The organism is Armatimonadota bacterium (assembly GCA_016869025.1).
Lineage (GTDB): Bacteria > Sysuimicrobiota > Sysuimicrobiia > Sysuimicrobiales > Humicultoraceae > VGFA01.
In genome coordinates this window covers 90786-111637 of sequence record VGFA01000004.1, presented here as the reverse complement: position 1 = coordinate 111637, position 20852 = coordinate 90786, and the positions used below count along the sequence as shown (strand labels likewise).

Here is a 20852-nt window from a genome sequence, read left to right as displayed (position 1 = left end):
TACTAGAAGCACGTTCGCTGGATCCGGAAGGAAACGGAGGCGTTCGAATGGCCCGCGTCTACCTCGAACAGGTGAGCAAGAAGTTCGGCGCTGTTACCGCGGTAAACGACGTAACGCTGGAGATTCCCGACCGGCAGTTCACGGTGCTCGTGGGTCCCTCGGGGTGCGGCAAGACGACGGCGCTCCGATTGATCGCCGGGCTGGAAGAGGCGACCGCGGGCAACATCTTCATAGGTGAGCGTTTGGTCAACGATGTGGCTCCGAAAGACCGCGACATCGCGATGGTCTTTCAGAACTACGCGCTCTACCCCCACATGTCGGTGTACGACAACATGGCGTTCGGCCTGCGGCTGCGCCGGTACCAGCGGGCGGAGATTGACCGCCGCGTCAAGGAGGCCGCGGGGATGCTGGGCATCGAGGGACTGCTCGACCGCAAGCCCAAGCAGCTCTCGGGCGGACAGCGCCAGCGCGTGGCCCTGGGGCGCGCGATCGTCCGAGAGCCGCAGGTCTTCCTGATGGACGAGCCTCTCTCGAACCTCGACGCGAAGCTCAGGGTACAGACGCGCGCGGAGATTAAGAAGCTCCAGGCCCGGCTACAGACGACGACCATCTACGTCACTCACGACCAGGTCGAGGCCATGACAATGGGCGACCGCATCGTGGTGATGCGTGACGGACTGGTTCAGCAGGTAGACAGCCCGCTCAACCTCTACGAGAAGCCGTCGAACCTGTTTGTCGCCGGGTTCATCGGCAGCCCGGCCATGAACTTCGTCGAGGCCACGCTTGTGCCGCGTAACGGCGCGCTCGTCGTGGACTGCGGGTCGTTTGCCATTGAGATGCCTCCTGACCTGGCGGCGATCGCGAAGGATTGTGCTGGCAAGCAGGTCGTCTTCGGCATTCGACCAGAGGACATCCAGGACGTGGTCTTCGTGCGCGATCCGAACCCTGCCTGGGTGCTTCGGGCCATGGTGGAGGTCCATGAGCCACTGGGTTCGGACGTCATCCTCTACCTGAGCACCGGACCAACCACGATCGTCGCCCGCGTGGACGCCCACAGCTCTGCGCGGATGGGACAGCCGACCGAGGTCGTCCTGGACATGCGGAAGATGCACCTGTTCGAGACGGAGACCCACAAGGCGATCATCTAGGCAGCGACAATCCAGGCAGCGATCGTCTAGGGCCGCGTCAGGATCGCTCCCTCTGCTTCGAGGGAGGCGATCTCTTCCGGAGGCATCGCGAGCACCTCCGCCAGAATCGCGCGCGTGTGCTCTCCCAGCAGAGGAGGATGCGCTCCTGGTGCCGCAGGCGTTCCTCGCATGTGCTGGAGGGCGTTGGCCACCAGCGGGATCTCGCCCAGGGTCGGGTGTCCGACGTTCCAGATCACATCCCGTGCCCGCGCGTGCGGGTCCGCGAACGCCTCGCGCAGATCCCACACGGGCGCAGCCGGCACCCCTGCGGCCTTCAGGGCGCGGAGCCATTCCTCCCTGGGCCGGGCGGCGAAGACGATGGCGAGCGCTTCCACTAGGGCTTCACGGGTGCGCACACGGTCGGCGTTGGTCTTGAACCGGGCATCCGCTCCCAGCCCCGGCTGCCCGATCGCCTCGACCATCTTGTGGTACTGCGCGTCGTTTCCCACAGCGAGGATGAACCATCCGTCGAGGGCCTGAAACGCCTGGTATGGCACGATCTGAGGGTGGGCGCTGCCCAGCCGTCCGGGTGGCTCTCCGCTCAGCAGGTAACCCTGGGCCTGGTTGGCCATGCACATTAGGCCGACATCGAACAGAGACAGGTCGAGGTGCTGTCCCTGCCCCCGGCGATCCCGGTCGCGCAGCGCGGCCAGGATCCCGACCGCGGCGACCAGGCCGGTGAGCACATCTATCCAGGCGACCCCGATCCTGACCGGGGGCCCGCCCGGCTCTCCGGTCACGCTCATGATTCCGGTCATACCTTGAAGCGCCAGGTCGTAACCCGGCTCATCGGCACGGGGTCCATCATGGCCGAATCCCGTTATGGATGCATAGACCAGACCGGGATTGAGCGGCGCCAAGCCGTCGTAGTCGAGCCCAGCCCTGGCGAGATCGCCCGGCTTGAAGTTCTCCACGAGGACGTCGGCGCGCAGAGCGAGTTCCCGCACCACTGCCTGACCGCGTCCGGACTTGAGGTTCACCGCAATGCTCTTCTTGCCTCGGTTGGCGGACAGATAGTAGGCACTCTCCCCTTCGGCATACGGCGGGCCCCATCTGCGGGTGTCGTCGCCCCAGGGGGGCTCGATCTTCCAGACAACGGCGCCCAGGTCGGAGAGGATCTGTGTGCAGAACGGGCCTGCCAGCACCCGCGTGAGATCGAGGACGGTGAGTCCCTCCAGAGACCTCATGAGGAGAGGTCCGGGAGCAGGAGTCTTCCCTCCCGGAACAACTCCTGACCATCCAGCAAGACCGTGGCGTCGTAGAGTACCATATCCCAGTGGATGGAACAGGCGTTTCTCCCGCCGTAGAAGATGTCGTCACCCAGGCCGAGATGCACGTTGCCCAGTGCCTTCTTCTCTTCCTCGAAGTCACCGGACCGCAGCGCGCTGCCATTGAGTCCTATGCCGATCTCGGCGAGGTGACGCGCGCCAGGGACCGAACGTAAGACCGCCTCTAGCTGGCGGGTACGCCCGCCTGTCCCGGAAACGCGCACTATGCTCCCTTCCTCAACCTCCATGACGAATGGATCGCTCCCGCGCAGGCCTGCGGCCGGCCCGTCCACCACGACAACACCGCGGGCGGTTCCGGACCTGGGGCGCTGGGACACCTCGCCGTCCGAGAAGGCCGCTTCCCTGCCGGGCTCCCGGGCCAGGCCGCACTCCACGATTACCACCTGGCCCATCACCGGCTCGTGCGTGACGCCTGCGCGAAGGTCGGTCCCGGCCTGCGTAACGACGCGGATCTCCTCTGAGCCGGCCCAGAGCGCGGCCACGCGCTGCCCCAGCGCTTCGAGCGCCTCGTAGTCGGCCGTGGCCGATCCGGCCAGGTAGTTGTCCAGGTCGCGCATCACCATGGACAGCGACCGGAGGCGCCGCGCGGCCAGCAACTCCGCGACCTTGCGGGAGTAGGTGGGGGCGCCGGACGATCTGGTGACGCCGATGAGCACGTCAGAGGCCAGGAGCGCGCTCTCGATGGCCGCGGTGAGACGCGTGGCCTCCTGCGCGTTCCTGGTGGGCATGATCGCCACGGTGTACTCGGCGCCCGCGGCCTGGACTGCGCCGGCCAGTGCCAGGTAGATTGCGCGTTCGGTGGCCGGATCGGCGACGATCAGGACGCGTTCCCCGGCCCGCACGCCCAGGTGCTCGCGCACGAGTCTGTGCGAGAGCGCAATGACATCAATGATCCGCTGGTGTCCCATGATCTCCGCTGGGCCCTTCACCGTCCAGAGGTATTTCCTTACCGCCTGTTGGAAGTCCCTCCTGTCGCTGATTCGCCACGTGCGTGTTGACTGGCTTCTGGCGGGCGCGGTATATTTTACAGGTGCACCGTACACGCCGCATACACGTCCACCCACCCCGCGACTGCGCGACGGTTTTCGAGGATGGTTTACAAGCAACGGACTCCAGGAGGTGAAGGCAGGATGAAGCACCGCATGCTGGTACTGACATCCCTGCTGGTGCTCGCCCTCGCGGCGGGCGTTTCGGCCCAGACAGGGTTCCTGACGATTGGCTCCGGTGGGACCACCGGGGTTTACTTCCCGATCGCAGTCGGCATGGCGAAGATGATCAACGACGCCAACATCGGATGGCGGGCCAACGCTCGCTCCACAGGTGGCAGCGTCTTCAACGTCACCGCGATCCAGGGCGGCGAGCTGCAGATGGCGCTGGCCCAGAACGACATATCGTTCTATGCCTACGGCGGGACGGTCGTCGAGGCGTTCCGTGGCAAGCCCACCACCAAGCTGCGGGGAATGGTAGTGCTGTACCCGGAGCCGATCCACATCCTGGCGCGCCGCGATCGCGGGATCAAGACCGTCTCCGACATGAAGGGTAAGCAGGTCTACGTCGGTGATGTCGGCAGCGGCGCCGAGCAGAACTCCAAGCAGGTGCTCGAGGGGTACGGCCTGACGTTCGCCGATCTGGGGCAGGCGGTGCGCGGGTCGGCCACGACGGGCGTGCAGCTGCTGCAGGACGGGCGCATTGACGCCATGTTCTACACGGTTGGCTTGGGCAACGCCGCGATCATGCAGGCGGCCCTGACCGCGCCCATCGAGTTCCTCGCGATCGAACCGATGAAGCTCCGCGACATCAGGGAGAAGTACCCGTTCCTCAGCGCCTTCGGGATTCCGGCGGGCGTCTACCGGGGCGTGGACGCGCCTGTCGTGACGGTTACCGTGCTGGCGTCCCTGGTGACATCCACCGACGTGTCCGGGGACGTGGTGTACCGAATCACCAAACTACTGCTGGACGAGAAGGTTGACGAGTTCAGGGGGCTCCACTCCAACCTGGAGCGCTACTTCCATCCGCTGAAGGCGCTGGAGGGAATGGCCATCCCGCTGCATCCCGGCGCCGTTCGATTCTACCAGGAGAAGAACATAAGGATTCCTGAGCGGCTCCTGCCGCCCAAATAGGCACATGCCCTAGGGCCCGGCCCCTCCCTGGGGCCGGGCCTTTTTTCGCCGCGCAGAGAATGGAGGCGCCCATGAGCGTGAACAAGGCCGAGGAACTGAGGCAGGCAGTCGAGTTCGGGGCCAGGGCCCCCAAGATCGCCTGGCAGCGATGGCTGCTGTTCCTCCTGGCGGTTGGGTGGAGCGTGTTCCAGGTCTGGGCGACGTGGAGCGGCAGGATTGATCCGCTGCGCCTGGGCCCCATTCACCTGGCGTTCGCCTTCGCGCTGGCTTTCCTCGCCTACCCGTCACGGCGTGGTCCGAGGGATCGCATCCCGCTGATTGATTGGGCGCTGCCGATCCTGGGGGTCGTCGGCGCCATGTACGTCGTGGTGGACTACTACGGCATCGTCGCGGTGCGGGGCGGGGTACCGAACCAGCGCGACGTGGTCATGGGCACCATTACCCTGGTGGCGCTGTTCATCGCCTCGTTCCGCGTGGTGAGCCCGGCCCTCCCGATCATCGCCGGGGTGCTGGTCCTCTACGCAGCCATGGGGCCGTCGGGGATCGTGCCCATCCGCCCCCCGGATGTGCTCTTCCTGCACAGCGGGTATCGCTGGAGCCAGATCATCCAGCAACTGTACCTGACCGCCGAGGGGATCTGGGGCACGCCGATAAGGGTGTCGGCCACTTTCGTGTTCCTGTTCGTTCTCTTCGGCGCGCTGCTGGACAAGGCAGGGGCGGGCCGGTTCTTCGTGGACCTTGCCTACAGCCTGCTCGGCACCTTCAGGGGCGGACCTGCCAAGGCTGCGGTCGTAGGCAGCATGCTGACCGGCGTGGTATCCGGGTCCTCTATCGCCAACGTGGTGACCACCGGCACATTCACGATCCCCCTGATGAAGCGCGTGGGGTACACACCCGAGAAGGCCGCAGCCACCGAGGTGGCCGCCTCCACCAACGGGCAGCTCATGCCCCCGGTAATGGGCGCCGCGGCGTTCATCATGGCGGATTTCCTGGGGATCCCGTATGCGAAGCTGATCGTCTACGCGGCGGTTCCGGCGGTGCTGAGCTACATCGCGCTGTTCTACGTCGTGCACCTGGAGGCCTTGAAGCTCGACATCAAGAGTTTGCCCAGGGTCGAACTGCCCCTCTTCTGGCCGACTCTGTTCTCGGGGCTGCACTACCTGATCCCGGTCGCCTACCTGCTCTACGCCCTGATCATCATCCGGCTTACCCCTGAGCGCAGCGCGCTCAACGCCATGCTTCTCCTGATCGTCCTCATCCTGGTCCAGGAACTCTGGCGTTCGGTGCAGCGCCGCGAAGGGATCGTCGTCGGCCTCAGGCAGGCCTGGACGTCGGTGATAGGCGGATTCGAGGCCGGGGCGCGCAACATGGTCACGATCGCGATCGCGACCGCCGCAGCAGGAATCATCGTGGGGATAGTGACGATGACGGGCCTGGGCTTCGGGCTCACCGACATCGTGCAGACCCTCTCCGGCGGCAACATTATCGTCGTCCTGGTGCTTGCCGCGGTGGCCTCACTCATCCTGGGGATGGGCCTGCCTACTACTGCCAACTACATCGTAATGGCCGCCCTCGTCGCGCCGGTCATAGTCAACCTGACGAAGGCCGCGGGGATGGACATCCCGATCGTGGCCATCCACCTGTTCGTGTTCTTCTTCGGCATCCTGGCCGACGACACGCCCCCCGTCGGGCTGGCCGCGTACGCGGCCGCGGCGATCGCCCGTTCGGACCCCATCAAGACCGGGATCCAGGGCTTCATCTACGACATGCGTACGGCCATCCTGCCGTTTCTGTTCATCTTCAACCCCGAATTGCTGCTCATCAACGTCGGCGGGTTTGCCCACGGCGCCCACGTGATCCTCACCGCGCTGGTAGGGATGCTGGCGTTCGTCGCCGCGACGCAGGGATACCTCCTGAAGCGGATGGCATGGTGGGAGCGCATTCCGATGCTGGTCGCGGCGTTCACGCTGATCAAGCCGGGGATTGTGACGGACCTGATTGGGCTCGGGTTGATACTGCTCGTCTACGCGTCGCAGAGACTCAGGCGCACGCCCTAGGACGGCGGATTACGCCGTCAGACTGCGAATACCAGACGCCGCCCCCTCGGGGGCGGCGCCTGTGTTGTCAGGCCCGCGGCCGGCGGGCGGCCGCCGCGCGGGCTGTGCCTCGCGCCGGCTATGTCTCCTTCGTTTCCTTGAACCCCTTCTCGGTCATCTCCGCAAGCGGTGCGAGGAGTTTGGTGAACTCCATCGGGAAGATGAACTTGGTCGCGGCGCCCTGGCCCAGGGACTTCAACGCCTCCAGGTACTGCAGTGCCATCGTCTTGCTGTCCACTGTCTTGGCGATGCTGAAGATCTTCTCCAGCGCCAGGGCGAAGCCCTCGGCCCGTAGGATCGCTGCCTGCCGGTCGCCCTCAGCCCGCAGGATCACCGACTGCTTGTCGCCCTCGGCCACGGTGATCGTGGCCTGCTTCTTACCATCGGCCTCTGTGACGACGGCGCGGCGCGTCCGCTCGGCCGACATCTGCCGGGTCATGGCCTCCTGGACGTCCTTGGGCGGCAGGATCTCGCGTATCTCGACCGTGGTGACCTTGACGCCCCAGCGTTCGGTCACCTCGTCGAGCTTCGCCCGCAGCACGTTGTTGATCTGCTCGCGGCGGGCCAGCACGTCGTCGAGGATGATGTCGCCAATCACCGCGCGCAGCGTGGTCGTGGCGATGCCTCGCGCCGCGCCGGCGAAGTCGGCCACCTGGATCACCGAGTGCTCGGGGTCCACGACCTTCCAGTAGATGAGGAAGTCAATGTTGATCGGCGCGTTGTCGCGCGTGATGCAGGTTTGGGAAGGGATCTCCAGGAACAACTCGCGGAGGTCCACCCACACCGCCCTGTCCACGAGCGGGATCAACAGCACGATGCCCGGTCCCCGGCGGCCGATGCTTCGGCCGAACCGGAACACGACCAGGCGTTGATACTCGCGGACGATCTTGACCACCGAGCCAATGACGATCATGCCCGCGATGACAATGGCGATGCCATACGTGAGGAGCGTGACTATGTTTGGCACTTGTGCACCTCCCTGTATCCCGGCGCGAAGTGTACTTCTGGCTGCCGGGGGCGGCTTCCTTGTTGGTCCTGCCTGCGGCCAGGAGCCCGCGACCGCGGCCCGAAGAGATCAGCGGAGGTGGGGGGATGTCACATTACGCGATCGGTGTGGACCTGGGCGGCACGAAGACCCTCACCGCTCTGGTGGATGGGCGCGGTGAGGTGGTCGCGCGCGTACGCGTGGCGACCCCAGCGACGGGCCCGGATGGGGTGATCGAGGCGATCGTCGCCTGCGTTACCGAGCTGTCAGACCAATCCGGCATCGCCCCGCGCTCTACGCTGGGCGTGGGCGTGGGTGCGCCCGGCCCCCTGGATCCGGACTCCGGCGTCGTGTTCGAGCCGCCCAACCTGCCCGGCTGGCGAGACGTCCCCCTGGCGGCGCTCATGGCGGAGCGCCTGGGCGTGCCCGCTTTCGTTGAGAACGACGCCAACGCCGCAGCGATGGCCGAGTGGTGGGTAGGGGCCGGGCGAGGCGTGGACGATCTCGTCTACCTCACGGTCAGCACCGGGATCGGTGGCGGCTTGATCCTGGGAGGGCGCCTCTACCGTGGTGCCTCCGGGACCGCTGGCGAGGTCGGGCACATGGTGATCGCACGAGGGGGCCCGGAATGCGGCTGCGGTCGGGCCGGATGCCTGGAGGCACTGGCCTCTGGCCCGGCGATCGCAAGGGAGGCGCGACAGGCGCTGGAGGGTGGCCGTCCGTCTGTGCTCTCTCAGGTGCCGCGCGAGGCGATCACGGCGGAGGTGGTCGCGCGCGCTGCCGAGGACGGGGATCCGCTGGCCCGCGAGATCTTCGCCGGCGCGGCCGCGGCGCTGGGGGTCGGCATCACCAACCTCGTGAACCTGCTTAACCCGGCGATGGTGATCGTCGGAGGCGGGGTGAGTCGGGCGGGGGAGCTGCTGTTTGCACCTGTGCGTCGGATCGTGCTGGCAGAGGCGTTCGAGCGGCCGGGGGCCGTTGTGCGGGTCGTGCCAGCGGCGTTGGGTGATGATGTTGGCGTGATCGGTGCGGCGGCTGTGGTGTACGAGAGGGTGCGCTCCTAGAACACATCCATCTCGATGCGCCGCGCCACGAAGTTCGTGTACACCTCTCCACGGCGGAAGAAGGCGTTGTCGAGCACCTTGAGGTGGAAGGGGATCGTCGTGTGGATCCCCTCGACCTCGAACTCCAGCAGGGCGCGGCGCATCCGCATGATGGCCTCTTCGCGGTCGCGTCCCCAGGCGATCACCTTGGCGATGAGCGAGTCGTAGTTCGGCGGCACGGCATAGCCCGGGTAGCAGTGGGTGTCCACGCGGACTCCCGGGCCCCCTGGAGGAATGAAGCCGGTAATCGTTCCGGCAGACGGCCGGAAGCCGTGCCGCGTGTCTTCGGCGTTGATCCGGCACTCCAGCGCATGTCCTCGGAACTCCACGTCTCTCTGGCCGAACCGGAGCTTCTCCCCTGCGGCGATTCGGATCTGCTCCTTGACCAGGTCCAGGCCTGTGACCGCCTCGGTGACCGGGTGCTCGACCTGTATGCGCGTGTTCATCTCCATGAAGTAGATGTCGTCGTGGGCGTCCACAAGGAACTCGACCGTGCCCGCGTTGACATAGCCGATTGCCTCTGCCGCGCGCACCGCGGCCCTACCGAGCGCGGCCAGCGTCCGCTCGCGCAACCGCGGCGGCGGGGACTCCTCGATCAGCTTCTGGTGGCGGCGCTGGATCGAGCAGTCGCGCGTGCCCAGGTGCAACACCGCGCCGTGGGCATCGGCCAGAACCTGCACCTCGATGTGGCGCGGTTCCTGGAGGTACTTCTCAATGTACACCCGCCCGTCGCCAAACGCCGCCGCGGCCTCCTGCTGGGCGGACTGCAGCGCCCCCGGCAGGTCTTCCGCCGTCTGTGCGATGCGCATCCCACGCCCGCCTCCGCCGGCCGCCGCTTTGATGACAAGCGGATAGCCGGTGGCCCGGGCGGCATCCAGCGCCTCGCGCACTCCGGATACTGTCCCGCGGGTGCCGGGGATGATCGGCACGCCGGCCTTCTGCATCTGCACGCGGGCGGCGGCCTTGTCGCCCATCAACTCTATCGCCCGGGCGTGGGGGCCGACAAACGCGATCTTGCAGTCCGCTACGATCTCGGCAAAACGCGGGTTCTCGGCCAGGAACCCGTATCCGGGATGGACTGCATCCACCCCTGTCAACTCGGCCGTGCTCATGATGTTTGGTATGTTCAGGTACGATCCGGGGCTGGGGGCCGGGCCGATGCAGAACGCCTCGTCGGCCATCTTGACGTGCATTGAGGTCCGGTCGGCCTCGGAGTAGACGGCCACGGTCGCGATGCCCATCTCGTGGCACGCGCGGATCACGCGGACGGCGATCTCCCCGCGGTTGGCCACGAGCAGCTTGCGGAACATCGGCTAGGTCCGGGCGGTGGTGTCGAGAAGGAACAGGGGCTGGCCGTACTCAACGGGCGACGCGTTGTCAACCAGCACGCGGGCGATGCGCCCGCTCTTCTCGGCCTGGATCTCGTTGAAGAGCTTCATGGCCTCGATTACGCAGATTACCTGGCCTTCGCCTACGATGTCGCCTTCCTTGACAAACGGCGGCACCTCAGGCGAGCTGGCCCTGTAGAAGGTTCCTACCATGGGAGCGGCGACCGTCTCGAGGTGGTCCTGATCGTCCGCATCGGGAGCGACGGCGGCCGTCGCTGCTGGCGCTCCCGATGTTGCCTGCGTTCCGGTAGCCGGGTTAGGTCCCGCCTTCTTGACGCGGACCTTGAGCGTCGGACTCTCAACCTCGAGCTCGATGAGATCCGACTCCGCCGCGATGCGGATGACCTCTCTTACCTGGTCGAAATCAATGCGGTCGCTCATGACTGCTCCTCATAATACCCCATGGCGCGGTACTTGGCGTACCGGCGCCGCAGGAGTTCTTCCACCGGAAGGCAGGCAAGGGCCTGCATCCGAGGGCGAAGCGCCTCCCGCACCGCGGCGATGGCCGCCTGGGGTTCAAGGTGGGCGCCGCCGCGCGGCTCGGGAAGGATCTCGTCCACGACGCCCAGGGCGGCGATCTCCTGCGCGGTCAGACGCAGCGCGGAGGCCGCCTCCCTTGCGCGGCCGGCGTCGTGCCAGAGGATGGCCGCGCACCCTTCGGGAGGGATCACGGTGTAGACGGCGTGCTCCAGCATGAGCACCTCATCGCCAACCGCGATTGCCAGCGCGCCACCACTGCCCCCCTCGCCCGTTATCACCACGAGCACAGGCACCCGTAGGCGCGTCATCTCCTCTATGTTGCGGGCGATGGCCTCGGCCTGTCCGCGCTCTTCAGCGGCGTCACCTGGGAAAGCGGCCGGCGTGTCCACGATGCTGAGCACCGGGCAGCCGAACTTCTCGGCCAGCCGCATGGCCCGCAGCGCCTTACGGTAGCCCTCGGGATAGGGCATGCCGAAGTTGCACGCGATGTTCTCGCACGTGTCCCTACCTTTGCAGGGAGCCACCGCGACCACCGGTTGCCCCTCGAACCATCCCAGCCCCGCGAGCATCGCCGGGTCATCGCGAAAGAGCCGGTCGCCGTGCAACTCCGTGAACTCGTCCAGAAGCGCTCTGACGAACTCCTGGGCTTTGGGCCGTTGGGGATGGCGCGCCATGGCCACCGCCTGCCAGGCGGTGCGGAAGGCCAGCATGGCCTCGCGGAGTTCTTCGCCGCGTGCCTCCAGTGCGCGGATCTGCCCGGCGACCTCCGGTCTGTCCTTCTCCCCCCGCCGGCGCAGCGCGTCAATCTCGCGCTGGATCCCGGCTATCTGGGCCTCCATCTCGGCGGCACGGGCCTCTGCCGCGCGGTCACGCTCCGGGAGCGCCCTGGTCACGGGCGAGGGACCTCGGGGCCCCCGGGTTCGCCAGGTGTCGGTTGCGGTGCCGCGACCGCCGGTGCTGCAGCCGTCGACGCCTCGACCTGCGGGGCGCCGAAGAATCGCAGCAGTCGCGCCAGGACACCGCGTAACTCCGGTCGAGGGACGACCATGTCAATCAGGCCGTGCTCCAGACAGAACTCGGCCGTCTGGAAGCTGGCGGGCAGCTTGCGCCGGATCGTCTGCTCGATCACGCGCCTGCCGGCAAACCCAATCAGGGCCCCGGGCTCGGCGATGATGACGTCGCCCAGGAACGCGAAGCTTGCCGTGACACCGCCTGTGGTGGGGTCGCACATGACGGACACGTAGGGGAGGTGTGCCTCGTGCAGGCGTCCTACCGCGGCGCTGGTCTTTGCCAACTGCATCAGTGAGAGCGCGCCTTCCTGCATCCGGGCACCGCCGGAGGCAGAGAAGATCACTAGCGGCAGCCGATCGGCCAGGGCGCGCTCCGCTACCCGGGCGATCTTCTCCCCGACCACCGAGCCCATCGAGCCTCCCATGAAGGCGAAGTCGAGCGCGCCGACCGCAGCGCGGCGTCCTTCTATGCTGCCGATACCGACGATCGCGGCATCCGCGTTGCCCGTGTTGGTACGGGCCTCGGAAAGCTTCTCGCTGTAGCCGTCGAAGCGGAGCGGGTCTCCGGAGGCGAGGTCCGCGTCCATCTCCTCGAACGAGTGCTCATCGAGTGTTATCGAGAGCCGCTCCTCGGCGCCCAGCCGGTGATGCCACCCGCATTTCGGGCACACCTTGAGATTGCGCTCCAGTTCCTTGTGATAGACCGCCGCGCCGCACCGGGAGCACTTGACCCAGAGCCCGGCGGGCATGTCGCGACGACTTATGCGGCCATGCTTGGGACGGCGCAGCCAGTTCAGCATTTGCGCCTCGGGAATCGAGCAGGATTGGCGGCAGACCCCGCCGGTTCGAGGATTGATTATACCGCAGGGAGGCCGCCGCCACCAGTTAGCATCGGAGCCCGTCGGCGGACCGGCGGGCTCCGGTGTTGCGAGATTGTACTGCTGCTACTTTCTTTGAACTCCGAAGGCGTCGTAGTTCAGGTCGGTGAACTGCTTCCACTTCTCCGGCACGTCCGCCTCGGCGAAAATGGCCGTAACCGGGCAGGCGGACTCGCACGCCCCACAGTCGATGCACTCCTCCGGGTGGATGAAGAGAATGGAGTTGAGCTGATCCTTCGTGAGCTTGCCCGAAGGGGTATGGACCACGCCGCCCTTTGGGACCACCGTCTTGTCGACGCCGGAGCCCGTGGACGGATCGGGTACGACGAAGCCCCCGGATGACTCGACGTATTCGTAGATGCAGTCCACAGGGCAGACCTCGACGCACGCACGGTCCTTAGTGCCGACACAGGGTTCCGCGATGATGAATGCCAATCGGTTCACCTCCCTTGTTTTCCCCGCCCATGGTACAGGCGGGGTGGATTTCCTGTCAACGAAATGCATCTGTGCTCTCAGGAATCGGACTGTAAGATTGTATAATGGTGTTTGGTTCGATCTCGCTGGCTAAGCAGCCATGCGGACCCGAAGGAGGCGTTGTCCATGTCTGGTGGCAGGGGTGCTCCCCGGGCGGGGTCTGCGGGCCGGGCGCTCGCACTGCTGGGTGTGCTCGTGTTGGGAGGATTGTTGGGTGGAGTCATCGCTCCCCGCTACGGGCTGATTCCCGAGCAGTGGGCTACAGGTCCTCATCTCCCTGGAGCCACAGGCGGGACAGCGCCGCGGACGACATCGCCACAGGTCGAACCCGCGCCCGGAGCCCAGCAGCCCCTCCCTCAGCAGCCCGGCGCCCAACAGCCCGGCGCCCAGCAACCCGGGGCCGCCGCCCCGCCGGTTGTCGGGCAGGCCCTGCCCGGAGCACCGGCTCCCCGCCTGCTCGAGGGGCACGAATCGGTTGTGGTCAGGGTGGTGCAGCAGGTGCGGCCTGCAGTGGTCAACATCAGCGTCCGCGCGCAGGTGGCAACGCCGTTTGGGTTGTTCCCGCAGGAAGGCCAGGGTTCGGGCGTGGTCGTGCGGCCCGACGGGCTGATCCTTACGAACAACCACGTGGTCCAGGGCGCGCAGGAGATCACGGTGACGCTGGTTTCGGGCAAGACCCTGCGTGGGCGCGTGCTGGGCGCCGATCGGTTCGCGGACCTGGCCGTCGTCAAGGTGGACAGCCCTCAGCCGCTCCCCGCGGTCGAGATGGGGGCCTCCGTTGCGTTGAACGTGGGGCAGCTCGCGATTGCCATTGGGAACCCCTTTGGCCTTGGCAGCACCGTGACCGTCGGGGTGATCAGCGCGTTGAACCGCAGCATCCAGGCCGGCCCTGACTTCGTCGTCGAGAACCTCATCCAGACCGACGCCGCCATCAACCCCGGCAACAGCGGCGGCGCGCTCCTGGATTCATCCGGGCGCCTGATCGGCATCAACACGGCGATCATCCGCGAAGCCCAGGGTATCGGTTTTGCGATCCCGATGGATCACGCCCGCATCGTAATGGATCAGATCATCACGCAAGGCAAGGTAATCCGTCCTGCCCTGGGCGTCGAGATTCGAGGGGAGATAGACGCCAGCACCGCGCGGGCCTACAAACTCCCGGTTGACCACGGCGTGGTAGTCGTGCCCCAGCCAGGGAGCCCGGCCGACCGGGCCGGGATGCGGCCTCAGGACATCATCGTAGCCATCAACGGCCAGAAGGTGTCCACCATCGGTGACCTGCGCCGCGAGCTGTTTCGCAAAAAGCCCGGTGAGAGCGTACGGGTAGAGGTTGTCCGCGACGGGCGGCGTCTGACGCTGACCGTTCAGCTCATAGAACTCCGGGGAGGACTCCCCGCGTGGCTGGTGGCGTGATGGAAAGTCTGCCTATCCTTGATCTGGTGAGCGTAACCGAAGCCGCGGCCCTGGCCGGAGCCCACCACATGGGCCAGGGCGACAATGATGCCGCCGACCGCGCGGCGGTCGAGGCGATGCGGGACTCCATGAGCCGCCTGGATCTCCGCGGCGTGATAGTGATAGGCGAGGGCGAGCGCGACCAGGCCCCGATGCTCTACATCGGCGAGGTGGTGGGCCGTGGCGGACCCCGCGTGGTTGACATTGCCGTGGACCCACTGGAAGGCACAAATCTCGTCGCCAAGGGGCTGCCTGGAGCGCTGTCGGTGCTGGCGGTCTCGGAGCCCGGGGGTTTACTTCACGCCCCCGACATCTACATGGACAAGTTGATCGTCGGGCCGTCTTGCTCCAATTGCGTGGACATCCGCCAGCCCGTCGAGGAGAACCTGAACGCGATGGCCGAGGCGTTCAACCGGCCGGTAGCCAATCTGACGATCACCATCCTTGATCGGCCCCGCCACGCCGATCTCATCGCGCGGGTTCGGGCGGCCGGCGCGCGCATCAAGCTGATCTCCGACGGGGACGTGTCGGCCGCGATCGCAGCCGCGGTGAGGGGCACCGGCGTCCACGCGGTCATGGGAATCGGCGGTGCTCCGGAGGGCGTGTTGGCTGCCGCGGCGCTGCGGTGCCTGGGAGGGAAGGTCCAGGGCAGGTTCTGGTTCCGTACCGAAGAGGAGAGGGAGCGCGTCCGTCAGATGGGCGTCGCCCATCCTGATCGCGTCTTCGACACGGACGAACTGGCCCCTGGCGACGAGGTGGTGTTCGTCGCCACGGGCATCACCGACAGCGACCTGTTGCGCGGGGTACGATTCTTCGGCGGTGGCGCCCGCACCCACTCGCTGGTGATGATGCGCCGGTCCGGAGAGATCCGCTTCGTAGACGGCATTCACATCTCCGACCGGGCCAAGGCGGGCTCGATCCTGCTGTGATCGTGCCGGGCCGGGATGCCCGGCGCGCGGCCGGCCGGTTGTGCCTGGTGGACTTCCCCGGCCCCTCGCCGTCTGCGGCCATGGAGCGGTTGATCGCCGACCGGCACATCCTCGGGGTTGTGCTCTTCCGGAAGAACATCACATCCCCGGTCCAGGTCGCTCAACTGACGGACGCGCTTCGGGCGATCGCGCACGTCGCGGACGCGCCCCCGCTATGGGTGGCCATAGACCACGAGGGGGGTGAGGTTACGCGCTTCCCTTCGTCCACGGACCGCCCTGCGCCGCGAGCGTCGCCGCCGTGCACGACGCAGCACGCGACAGACCTACCGCCGCGTGTGACGCTGCTACCCTCTGCGATGGCGCTCGGGGCAGCCGGGGATCCGGCGCTGGCCCAGGCCGCCGGTCGCGTCGCGGGGCGCGAACTGCGCGCAATGGGAATCCACCTGAACTTCGCGCCCGTGTTGGACGTGAACACCAACCCGGCAAACCCGGTCATCGGCGCGCGCGCATTTGGCGACTCCTCGGCGGACGTGGCGGCGCTGGGGCTGGCCTACATCCGTGGCCTGCAGTCCTGTGGCGTGGCAGCAGTGGCGAAGCACTTCCCGGGCCACGGCGATGCCACCGTGGACTCACACCTGGGGCTCCCCAGGGTGGACCACTGTCGCGAGCGGCTCGAGGCCGTGGAGCTGGCACCGTTTGCCGCGGCGGTGCGTGCCGGCGTGGCAGGGATCATGACCGCGCACATCGTCTATCCCGCGCTGGACCCCTCCGGCGTGCCGGCCACTCTCTCCGCGCCGATTCTGACCGGGATCCTAAGAGAGCGCTGGGGGTTCGGTGGCCTGGTGCTTACCGACTCAATGAGCATGCGCGCCATAGCGGACAACTACGGGATGGGTGACGCGGCAGTGGCCGCGGTTCGGGCTGGATGTGACGCGGTGCTGGCCCTGGGCGAAGAATCAGCCCAGCAGGAGATACTTGACCGCCTGGCCGTCGCGATCGAGAGGGACGAGATCAACCAGGTGCGGCTCACGGAGACGCGGGCGCGGGTTGCGGCAGCGACCACGGTCCGTCCCTCTGCCACGGAAGCATGTCAGGCTATGGAGGCATCCGGAGCCGTTGAAGTGTTCGAGCACCAACGGATCGCAGCAGAGATCGCCGCTGCCGCTGTCACGCTGGTGCGGGATCTCCCAGGTGCGATTCCACTATGGCCGGGGCGCCTAAGCGTGGTCTCGGTCCCGCCGGTGCGCCTGGGCTCCCCGGTGCGCGCGGGCTCTTCGGTGCCCTCGGAGGAGGCCGGGTCCATCCTTGCATCAGCGCTCAGGAGGCACGGCGCGGACGTGGGCGAAGTCCACCGCCATGACGCTCCAATCCCGGAAGGCCCGGTGGTAGCCGTAGCGTGCACCAGGGGGACCCCGGATACGGAGACGGTCGCGGCCATGCGCGCGCTGCACCGCCAGGTGGGAGATCGCCTGATCGTGGTCGGCGCAGGAGATCCATACGACCTGCCGTCGGTCCCTGAGATTCCGGTGTATCTGGCAACCTACGGCCCGGACGAGCCCAGTCTGGACGCTGCCGCGCGCGTGCTGCTCGGGCAGGCGAGCGCCCGGGGGAGGCTGCCGGTGCGACTCGGCGGTGCGGCCGGAGACGTTCTATGACCAGCCACAACCGGACGGCCTCTTCGACGAGATGGGTGCTCCAGGCAGACACCCTGCTGCTCCCTGAGGGCACGGTCAGCCCCGGCTTCGTGGTGATCGAGGGCGAGAGCATCGCCCAGGTGGAAGAGGGGCTCCATCCAAGCCCCGACCTGACCCACCCAGACTCCACCGTGGCCCCCGGCTTTGTTGACCTACAGATCAACGGCGCAGCCGGGTGCGACTTCCTGAGGCCGAGCGAGGCCGGCCTTGCGGCCGCCCATGCCTACCTGTTGGCCACCGGCACCGTCGCCTACCTCCCGACGCTCATCTCTGCCCCCGAGGCGCAGCTGCGCGAGGCACTCTCATTCTTCGCGGCGCGCATGGACGCCGGGGGCGTACGAGGTGCCCCGCGCATCCTGGGCGTTCACCTGGAGGGCCCGTTCCTGTCGCCGGAGCGGCCCGGCGCGCACAGGTCGGAGCACCTTCGCCCGCCCTCTGTTGAATGGATCGGCAGGCTGGTGGACGATTTCAGGGGGCTGATCCGCATCGTCACCCTGGCGCCCGAGCTGGACGGTGCGCTTGAGGTCATTCGGTACCTGAACTCCCAGGGCATCGTCGCCGCCATAGGCCACACGAACGCGACCTTCGACGAGGCGATGGCGGCCTTCGATGCAGGGGCGCGGCTGGCCACGCACCTGTTCAACGCCATGCCGCCGTACCATCACCGCGAGCCAGGTGTCGTAGGCGCGGCGTTGGCCGACGGAAGGGTGACCTGCTCGGTTGTCGCCGACCTCGTGCACGTGCATCCGGCCGTCCTTGCCCAGGTTGCGGTGCTGAAAGGGTGGGAGCGCACGGCCCTGGTCACCGATGCGATTGCCGCGGCCGGTGCGGATCAGGCTGGGATGACGCTGGGCGATCAGACCGTCACCGTCGCAGACGGCGCGCCGCGCCTGGCAGGCGGGAAGCTTGCGGGCAGTATCCTCCGGATGGATCGGGCCGTGCGGAATATGGCGGAGGCCATCGGGGCCTGGGACCAAGCCGCGCGGATGGCCTCCACGACCCCGGCGCGCCTGCTGGGGTTGGAGCAGGGAGATCTGCGCGCAGGGCTACGCGCGGATCTGGCCGTCCTGTCCAAGGGTCGGGCCGTGGGCGCGCTCATCGTGGGAGGAAGGGTAGTGACTCCAGGCGGTGCCGGAGGCGCCCTACCTTCGGTCTGGGGCCCTCGCCTTGATCAGCTGGACCATTCCCATCGGGGCCAGTTCCGTGACCTCCTCGATCAGGAGCCCTGAGGCCCTCACGTTCTCAATCGTACGCCGGTTGATGTGCGCGCCGGTGATCCGCACGATGAGCGGGTCGAGCCAGTCCATCACCATGCCGAGGAGGCGGTGCTCGGCGCGCATGTGCTCCAGCAGGACAACGGTGCCGCCCGGCCGCACAACCCGTGCCAGCTCGCGGAGCCCCTGGATGGGGTCGGGTACCGAGCAGAAGACTAAGGTTGCCGCGGCCGCATCGAACGCCGCGTCTGGAAACGCGAGCGCCTGCGCGTCCATCAGGTGGAGCTCTGCATCCAGGCCGAGCCGCTCCGCCCTGCGCCTGGCGCGCCCTAGCATCCTGGGGCTGATGTCAACGGCCACAATCGAGGTGCCGCGCGGCCAGTGGGGCATGTTCTTGCCGGTGCCCACCCCGACCTCGAGTACGCCGCCGCCGGTCCGACCCGTTCGCATGGCGGCCCACAGCCGTTTACGCCACCTTGCGAGCGCGCCACGCTCAGGTAGCCACTCCAGCAGATCGTAGACCGGCGCGAGACGGTCGTACCTGTTGCGGGTTAGCCGCGTGGCGCGTCCGCTCATATCCTGGGACCCGCTACTCACGATCTCCTTCCGGTCTCGAGTGACCCCCGGCAGGGCTCTCGGACCCGTGGGGGACCGCCCGGCCGCCGCCGCGGCGTATCCAGGCGCGCCGTCGGCCTCTGATCCAAGAAGAACGAGGAGCGCGTCCCCCGACGATCCGCGCACACCGCCCGACCGGCGAAGTTGCGCTCTCAATAACACGTCGGTGCAGGTTCAACTCTTCCTCCCCTACACAAACCAGAGCAGGATAGCGGCGCCTATCCCGATCATCACCAGGCCCTGCCCCAGACGGAGCTGCTTCTTGTTGGTCGCCATCCAGCGCGAGAACTGCCCGACGACACGACGGTTGCCGATGACCAGCAGCAGCGCCACTAGGGGCAGCACGAACATCACGTTGTAGATGGTAAGGTACGCGAAGCCGTTCCAGAAGGAGGTCTGGGTCGAGAGCAGCCCGAGGATGCCCACGTAGATGCCGCCGGTGCACGGGAACTCGCAGATGCCAACCAGGAAGCCGACCACCGCGGTCGCCGGCAGGGTTGCGCGGCGCATCCAGCGATCGCGCGCGGCGCTACCGACCTTGGGTAGGGTCAGACTGGGCCCGATCCCGTACCAGAAGAAGTCCTTGATGTTGACCAGGCCGAGGACGATCATCAGGCCGGCGCCGAGCTTCGCCATCAGGTGCGGCGCTCCCAGCTGGAAGACCTTGAGCAGCCCGATGCCGATCCCAAGATACGTGATGTAGATAGCGCCAATGTACGTGAAGCCGAAGGCCAGCAGATCGGCGCGGCCACGCTGCAGCGTGAACAGAAAGGCCACGAACAGCAGCAGGACCGCGAACGCGCAGGGGTTGATGCCGTCGAGCAGCCCGGCGCCCAGCACCATCAGCGTGAACCCGATGCCGCTGCGGCCCGCCCCAAGGGTGGGCTGCGCAACAGGCGCCGCAGAGGTGCCCGCTTCGATCCGCGGCAGGGTCGCGACGTACGTCCTGATCGGCGCGTCGAGCGGATAGATCCTGATCTCCCCGCCGGGCGCCCAGGCCGTGTAGTCCTTCGGGGGCTCGCCGTGCCCGCCCATCCTATCCTGAAGCACAGCGATGCGGGAGAACTTGCCAGCCAGTTCAGGCGAGAAGAGGTCGCGGATGATTCCCGAGGGCACGTGGCCCTGCAGCACGATCCGGTCGCCGATGAAGATGGTCATGTGCCCCTGCATCTGCGGGGGGATTCCCAGCGCCTCGCTGCGCTCAACGAGCTCCTTCCTGTAGCGGCGCTCCAGGATGTAGTCACGGCGGACGATCTCGCCGACCCCCAGACCCTGCAGCAGGGGAACCAGTTCCTGGTTGAGATATGGGACGCAATCGTGGCACGAGCCGTTGAAGTAGATGGAAACAGCGGGCGCGCCGCCTGCTTCGGGTGTGGTAGGCGCGGCGGGCGCGGCGGCTCCAGCGGTCGCGGGTACCAGGAACGCGGTTGCAGGTACCAGGGACGCGGCCGCAAGTAGCACCATCAGAACAACCGGTAGTACGCGGCTCATGGCGAGCCTCCCTTCAAGACTACTGCGCGGACCTCGATCTCTACCTCGGGGTTGCGCGGGTCGTTGGTGCGCAGGTAGACGGCGTGGCGCGCGGGGCCTGTCTGCGGTCCGTGCGCGACCGTGTCAAAGGCCACGCGCATCTGCGCGGCCCTGCCCGCGGAGATCACGGTGGCGTCCATCTTCCCGGTCGTGCACCCGCAGGAGGAACTGATGGCCTCGATGCGCAGCGGCGCCCGCCCGATGTTGCGCACCACAACCGTCCTTGTCTTCACCATCGGTGCTGATAGGTGGCCGAAGTCGAGCGTGATTGGGTCCAGCGCAATCGCGGGTCGCGCCGTGTAGATCCAGACCGCCCAGGCAGCGCCGCCGACCACGAGAAGCCCGGCCACGAGCAGCCCGGCCGCAACCACGAGGGCCCTCACGCGTCGCGACTGCCCCACCGGCGCG

The 20852-nt window shown here is 67.1% G+C and carries 19 protein-coding genes; 8 read left to right on the top strand and 11 right to left on the bottom strand.

Annotated features, from left to right (window positions below; translation table 11 throughout):
* Nucleotides 1-47: 47 nt before the first annotated feature.
* Nucleotides 48-1148, top strand: coding sequence for a sn-glycerol-3-phosphate ABC transporter ATP-binding protein UgpC (gene ugpC, locus FJX73_04290; protein ID MBM3469996.1), 1101 nt, complete (start codon nucleotides 48-50; stop codon nucleotides 1146-1148).
* A 26-nt stretch (nucleotides 1149-1174) separates the two neighbouring features.
* Here ugpC and FJX73_04285 read toward each other — a convergent pair whose 3' ends face one another.
* Both FJX73_04285 and FJX73_04280 read right to left on the bottom strand, forming a co-directional pair.
* A complete protein-coding gene (locus tag FJX73_04285) occupies nucleotides 1175-2374 on the bottom strand; it encodes a CoA transferase (GenBank protein MBM3469995.1) in 1200 nt (399 codons plus the stop codon).
* Entirely contained in the window at nucleotides 2371-3384 is a 1014-nt protein-coding gene (locus FJX73_04280; protein MBM3469994.1) for a leucyl aminopeptidase, read from the bottom strand. The genes FJX73_04285 and FJX73_04280 overlap by 4 nt, the downstream gene beginning before the upstream one ends.
* Before the next feature lie 222 nt (nucleotides 3385-3606).
* On the opposite strand from FJX73_04280, the gene FJX73_04275 reads away from it, so the two are divergent.
* Both FJX73_04275 and FJX73_04270 read left to right on the top strand, forming a co-directional pair.
* Complete coding sequence (locus tag FJX73_04275) at nucleotides 3607-4596, top strand: TAXI family TRAP transporter solute-binding subunit (protein MBM3469993.1); 990 nt, start codon at nucleotides 3607-3609, stop codon at nucleotides 4594-4596.
* Between the two features lie 59 nt (nucleotides 4597-4655).
* Entirely contained in the window at nucleotides 4656-6653 is a 1998-nt protein-coding gene (locus tag FJX73_04270) for a TRAP transporter permease (GenBank protein MBM3469992.1), read from the top strand.
* Nucleotides 6654-6771: 118 nt separating this feature from the next.
* Here the strand turns inward: FJX73_04270 and FJX73_04265 are convergent, their stop codons facing one another.
* Complete coding sequence (locus FJX73_04265; protein ID MBM3469991.1) at nucleotides 6772-7605, bottom strand: SPFH/Band 7/PHB domain protein; 834 nt, start codon at nucleotides 7603-7605, stop codon at nucleotides 6772-6774.
* A gap of 179 nt (nucleotides 7606-7784) precedes the next feature.
* On the opposite strand from FJX73_04265, the gene FJX73_04260 reads away from it, so the two are divergent.
* Entirely contained in the window at nucleotides 7785-8741 is a 957-nt protein-coding gene (locus FJX73_04260; protein MBM3469990.1) for an ROK family protein, read from the top strand.
* Here FJX73_04260 and accC read toward each other — a convergent pair.
* The 5 genes from accC to FJX73_04235 all read right to left on the bottom strand — a co-directional run bounded on the left by accC (nucleotide 8738) and on the right by FJX73_04235 (nucleotide 12971).
* A complete protein-coding gene (gene accC / locus FJX73_04255) occupies nucleotides 8738-10090 on the bottom strand; it encodes an acetyl-CoA carboxylase biotin carboxylase subunit (GenBank protein ID MBM3469989.1) in 1353 nt (450 codons plus the stop codon). The genes FJX73_04260 and accC overlap by 4 nt on opposite strands.
* A gap of 3 nt (nucleotides 10091-10093) precedes the next feature.
* Nucleotides 10094-10549: an acetyl-CoA carboxylase biotin carboxyl carrier protein gene (gene accB / locus FJX73_04250; protein ID MBM3469988.1), complete on the bottom strand. Its 456-nt coding sequence runs from the start codon at nucleotides 10547-10549 to the stop codon at nucleotides 10094-10096.
* On the bottom strand, nucleotides 10546-11487 hold the full coding sequence (locus tag FJX73_04245) for an acetyl-CoA carboxylase carboxyltransferase subunit alpha (GenBank protein ID MBM3469987.1): 942 nt from the start codon (nucleotides 11485-11487) through the stop codon (nucleotides 10546-10548). The genes accB and FJX73_04245 overlap by 4 nt, the downstream gene beginning before the upstream one ends.
* Nucleotides 11488-11537: 50 nt before the next feature.
* Nucleotides 11538-12458 (bottom strand): acetyl-CoA carboxylase carboxyltransferase subunit beta, encoded by a 921-nt coding sequence (locus FJX73_04240; protein ID MBM3469986.1) that lies wholly within the window; start codon nucleotides 12456-12458, stop codon nucleotides 11538-11540.
* Nucleotides 12459-12602: 144 nt separating this feature from the next.
* Nucleotides 12603-12971 carry a 4Fe-4S dicluster domain-containing protein gene (locus tag FJX73_04235; protein ID MBM3469985.1) on the bottom strand — a complete coding sequence of 123 codons (369 nt, stop codon included), beginning with the start codon at nucleotides 12969-12971 and terminating at the stop codon, nucleotides 12603-12605.
* Between the two features lie 165 nt (nucleotides 12972-13136).
* Between FJX73_04235 and FJX73_04230 the strand changes: the two genes are divergently transcribed.
* The 4 genes from FJX73_04230 to nagA are packed head-to-tail and all read left to right on the top strand — an operon-like array spanning nucleotide 13137 to nucleotide 18314.
* Nucleotides 13137-14423, top strand: coding sequence for a PDZ domain-containing protein (locus tag FJX73_04230; protein MBM3469984.1), 1287 nt, complete (start codon nucleotides 13137-13139; stop codon nucleotides 14421-14423).
* The gene (gene glpX / locus FJX73_04225) at nucleotides 14423-15391 is read left to right on the top strand and encodes a class II fructose-bisphosphatase (protein ID MBM3469983.1); all 969 of its coding nucleotides are present in this window, start codon (nucleotides 14423-14425) and stop codon (nucleotides 15389-15391) included. The genes FJX73_04230 and glpX overlap by 1 nt, the downstream gene beginning before the upstream one ends.
* On the top strand, nucleotides 15271-17046 hold the full coding sequence (nagZ, locus tag FJX73_04220; GenBank protein MBM3469982.1) for a beta-N-acetylhexosaminidase: 1776 nt from the start codon (nucleotides 15271-15273) through the stop codon (nucleotides 17044-17046). The genes glpX and nagZ overlap by 121 nt, the downstream gene beginning before the upstream one ends.
* Nucleotides 17043-18314, top strand: a complete 1272-nt coding sequence (gene nagA / locus FJX73_04215) for an N-acetylglucosamine-6-phosphate deacetylase (protein ID MBM3469981.1) — start codon at nucleotides 17043-17045, stop codon at nucleotides 18312-18314. The genes nagZ and nagA overlap by 4 nt, the downstream gene beginning before the upstream one ends.
* On the opposite strand, the gene FJX73_04210 is transcribed toward nagA, so the two are convergent.
* The 3 genes from FJX73_04210 to FJX73_04200 all read right to left on the bottom strand — a co-directional run bounded on the left by FJX73_04210 (nucleotide 18228) and on the right by FJX73_04200 (nucleotide 20845).
* Nucleotides 18228-18875, bottom strand: coding sequence for a methyltransferase domain-containing protein (locus FJX73_04210; GenBank protein MBM3469980.1), 648 nt, complete (start codon nucleotides 18873-18875; stop codon nucleotides 18228-18230). The genes nagA and FJX73_04210 overlap by 87 nt on opposite strands.
* A gap of 228 nt (nucleotides 18876-19103) precedes the next feature.
* Entirely contained in the window at nucleotides 19104-20405 is a 1302-nt protein-coding gene (locus FJX73_04205; GenBank protein MBM3469979.1) for a hypothetical protein, read from the bottom strand.
* Nucleotides 20402-20845: a DUF1573 domain-containing protein gene (locus FJX73_04200; GenBank protein MBM3469978.1), complete on the bottom strand. Its 444-nt coding sequence runs from the start codon at nucleotides 20843-20845 to the stop codon at nucleotides 20402-20404. Before FJX73_04200 ends, FJX73_04205 begins: the two co-directional genes overlap by 4 nt.
* Between the last annotated feature and the right edge of the window lie 7 nt (nucleotides 20846-20852).

What these genes read in the sequence shown, in the direction of transcription:
- FJX73_04270 (MBM3469992.1), top strand. Translation starts at nt 4,656, where the DNA reads ATGGAGGCGCCCATGAGCGTGAACAAGGCCGAGGAACTGAGGCAGGCA.
- glpX (MBM3469983.1), top strand. Translation starts at nt 14,423, where the DNA reads ATGGAAAGTCTGCCTATCCTTGATCTGGTGAGCGTAACCGAAGCCGCG.
- FJX73_04210 (MBM3469980.1), bottom strand. Translation starts at nt 18,875, where the DNA reads ATGAGCGGACGCGCCACGCGGCTAACCCGCAACAGGTACGACCGTCTC.
- FJX73_04285 (MBM3469995.1), bottom strand. Translation starts at nt 2,374, where the DNA reads ATGAGGTCTCTGGAGGGACTCACCGTCCTCGATCTCACGCGGGTGCTG.
- FJX73_04240 (MBM3469986.1), bottom strand. Translation starts at nt 12,458, where the DNA reads ATGCTGAACTGGCTGCGCCGTCCCAAGCATGGCCGCATAAGTCGTCGC.
- FJX73_04275 (MBM3469993.1), top strand. Translation starts at nt 3,607, where the DNA reads ATGAAGCACCGCATGCTGGTACTGACATCCCTGCTGGTGCTCGCCCTC.
- FJX73_04265 (MBM3469991.1), bottom strand. Translation starts at nt 7,605, where the DNA reads ATGATCGTCATTGGCTCGGTGGTCAAGATCGTCCGCGAGTATCAACGC.
- accB (MBM3469988.1), bottom strand. Translation starts at nt 10,549, where the DNA reads ATGAGCGACCGCATTGATTTCGACCAGGTAAGAGAGGTCATCCGCATC.
- FJX73_04245 (MBM3469987.1), bottom strand. Translation starts at nt 11,487, where the DNA reads ATGGAGGCCCAGATAGCCGGGATCCAGCGCGAGATTGACGCGCTGCGC.
- accC (MBM3469989.1), bottom strand. Translation starts at nt 10,090, where the DNA reads ATGTTCCGCAAGCTGCTCGTGGCCAACCGCGGGGAGATCGCCGTCCGC.
- FJX73_04280 (MBM3469994.1), bottom strand. Translation starts at nt 3,384, where the DNA reads ATGGGACACCAGCGGATCATTGATGTCATTGCGCTCTCGCACAGACTC.
- FJX73_04205 (MBM3469979.1), bottom strand. Translation starts at nt 20,405, where the DNA reads ATGAGCCGCGTACTACCGGTTGTTCTGATGGTGCTACTTGCGGCCGCG.
- FJX73_04230 (MBM3469984.1), top strand. Translation starts at nt 13,137, where the DNA reads ATGTCTGGTGGCAGGGGTGCTCCCCGGGCGGGGTCTGCGGGCCGGGCG.
- nagA (MBM3469981.1), top strand. Translation starts at nt 17,043, where the DNA reads ATGACCAGCCACAACCGGACGGCCTCTTCGACGAGATGGGTGCTCCAG.
- FJX73_04260 (MBM3469990.1), top strand. Translation starts at nt 7,785, where the DNA reads ATGTCACATTACGCGATCGGTGTGGACCTGGGCGGCACGAAGACCCTC.
- ugpC (MBM3469996.1), top strand. Translation starts at nt 48, where the DNA reads ATGGCCCGCGTCTACCTCGAACAGGTGAGCAAGAAGTTCGGCGCTGTT.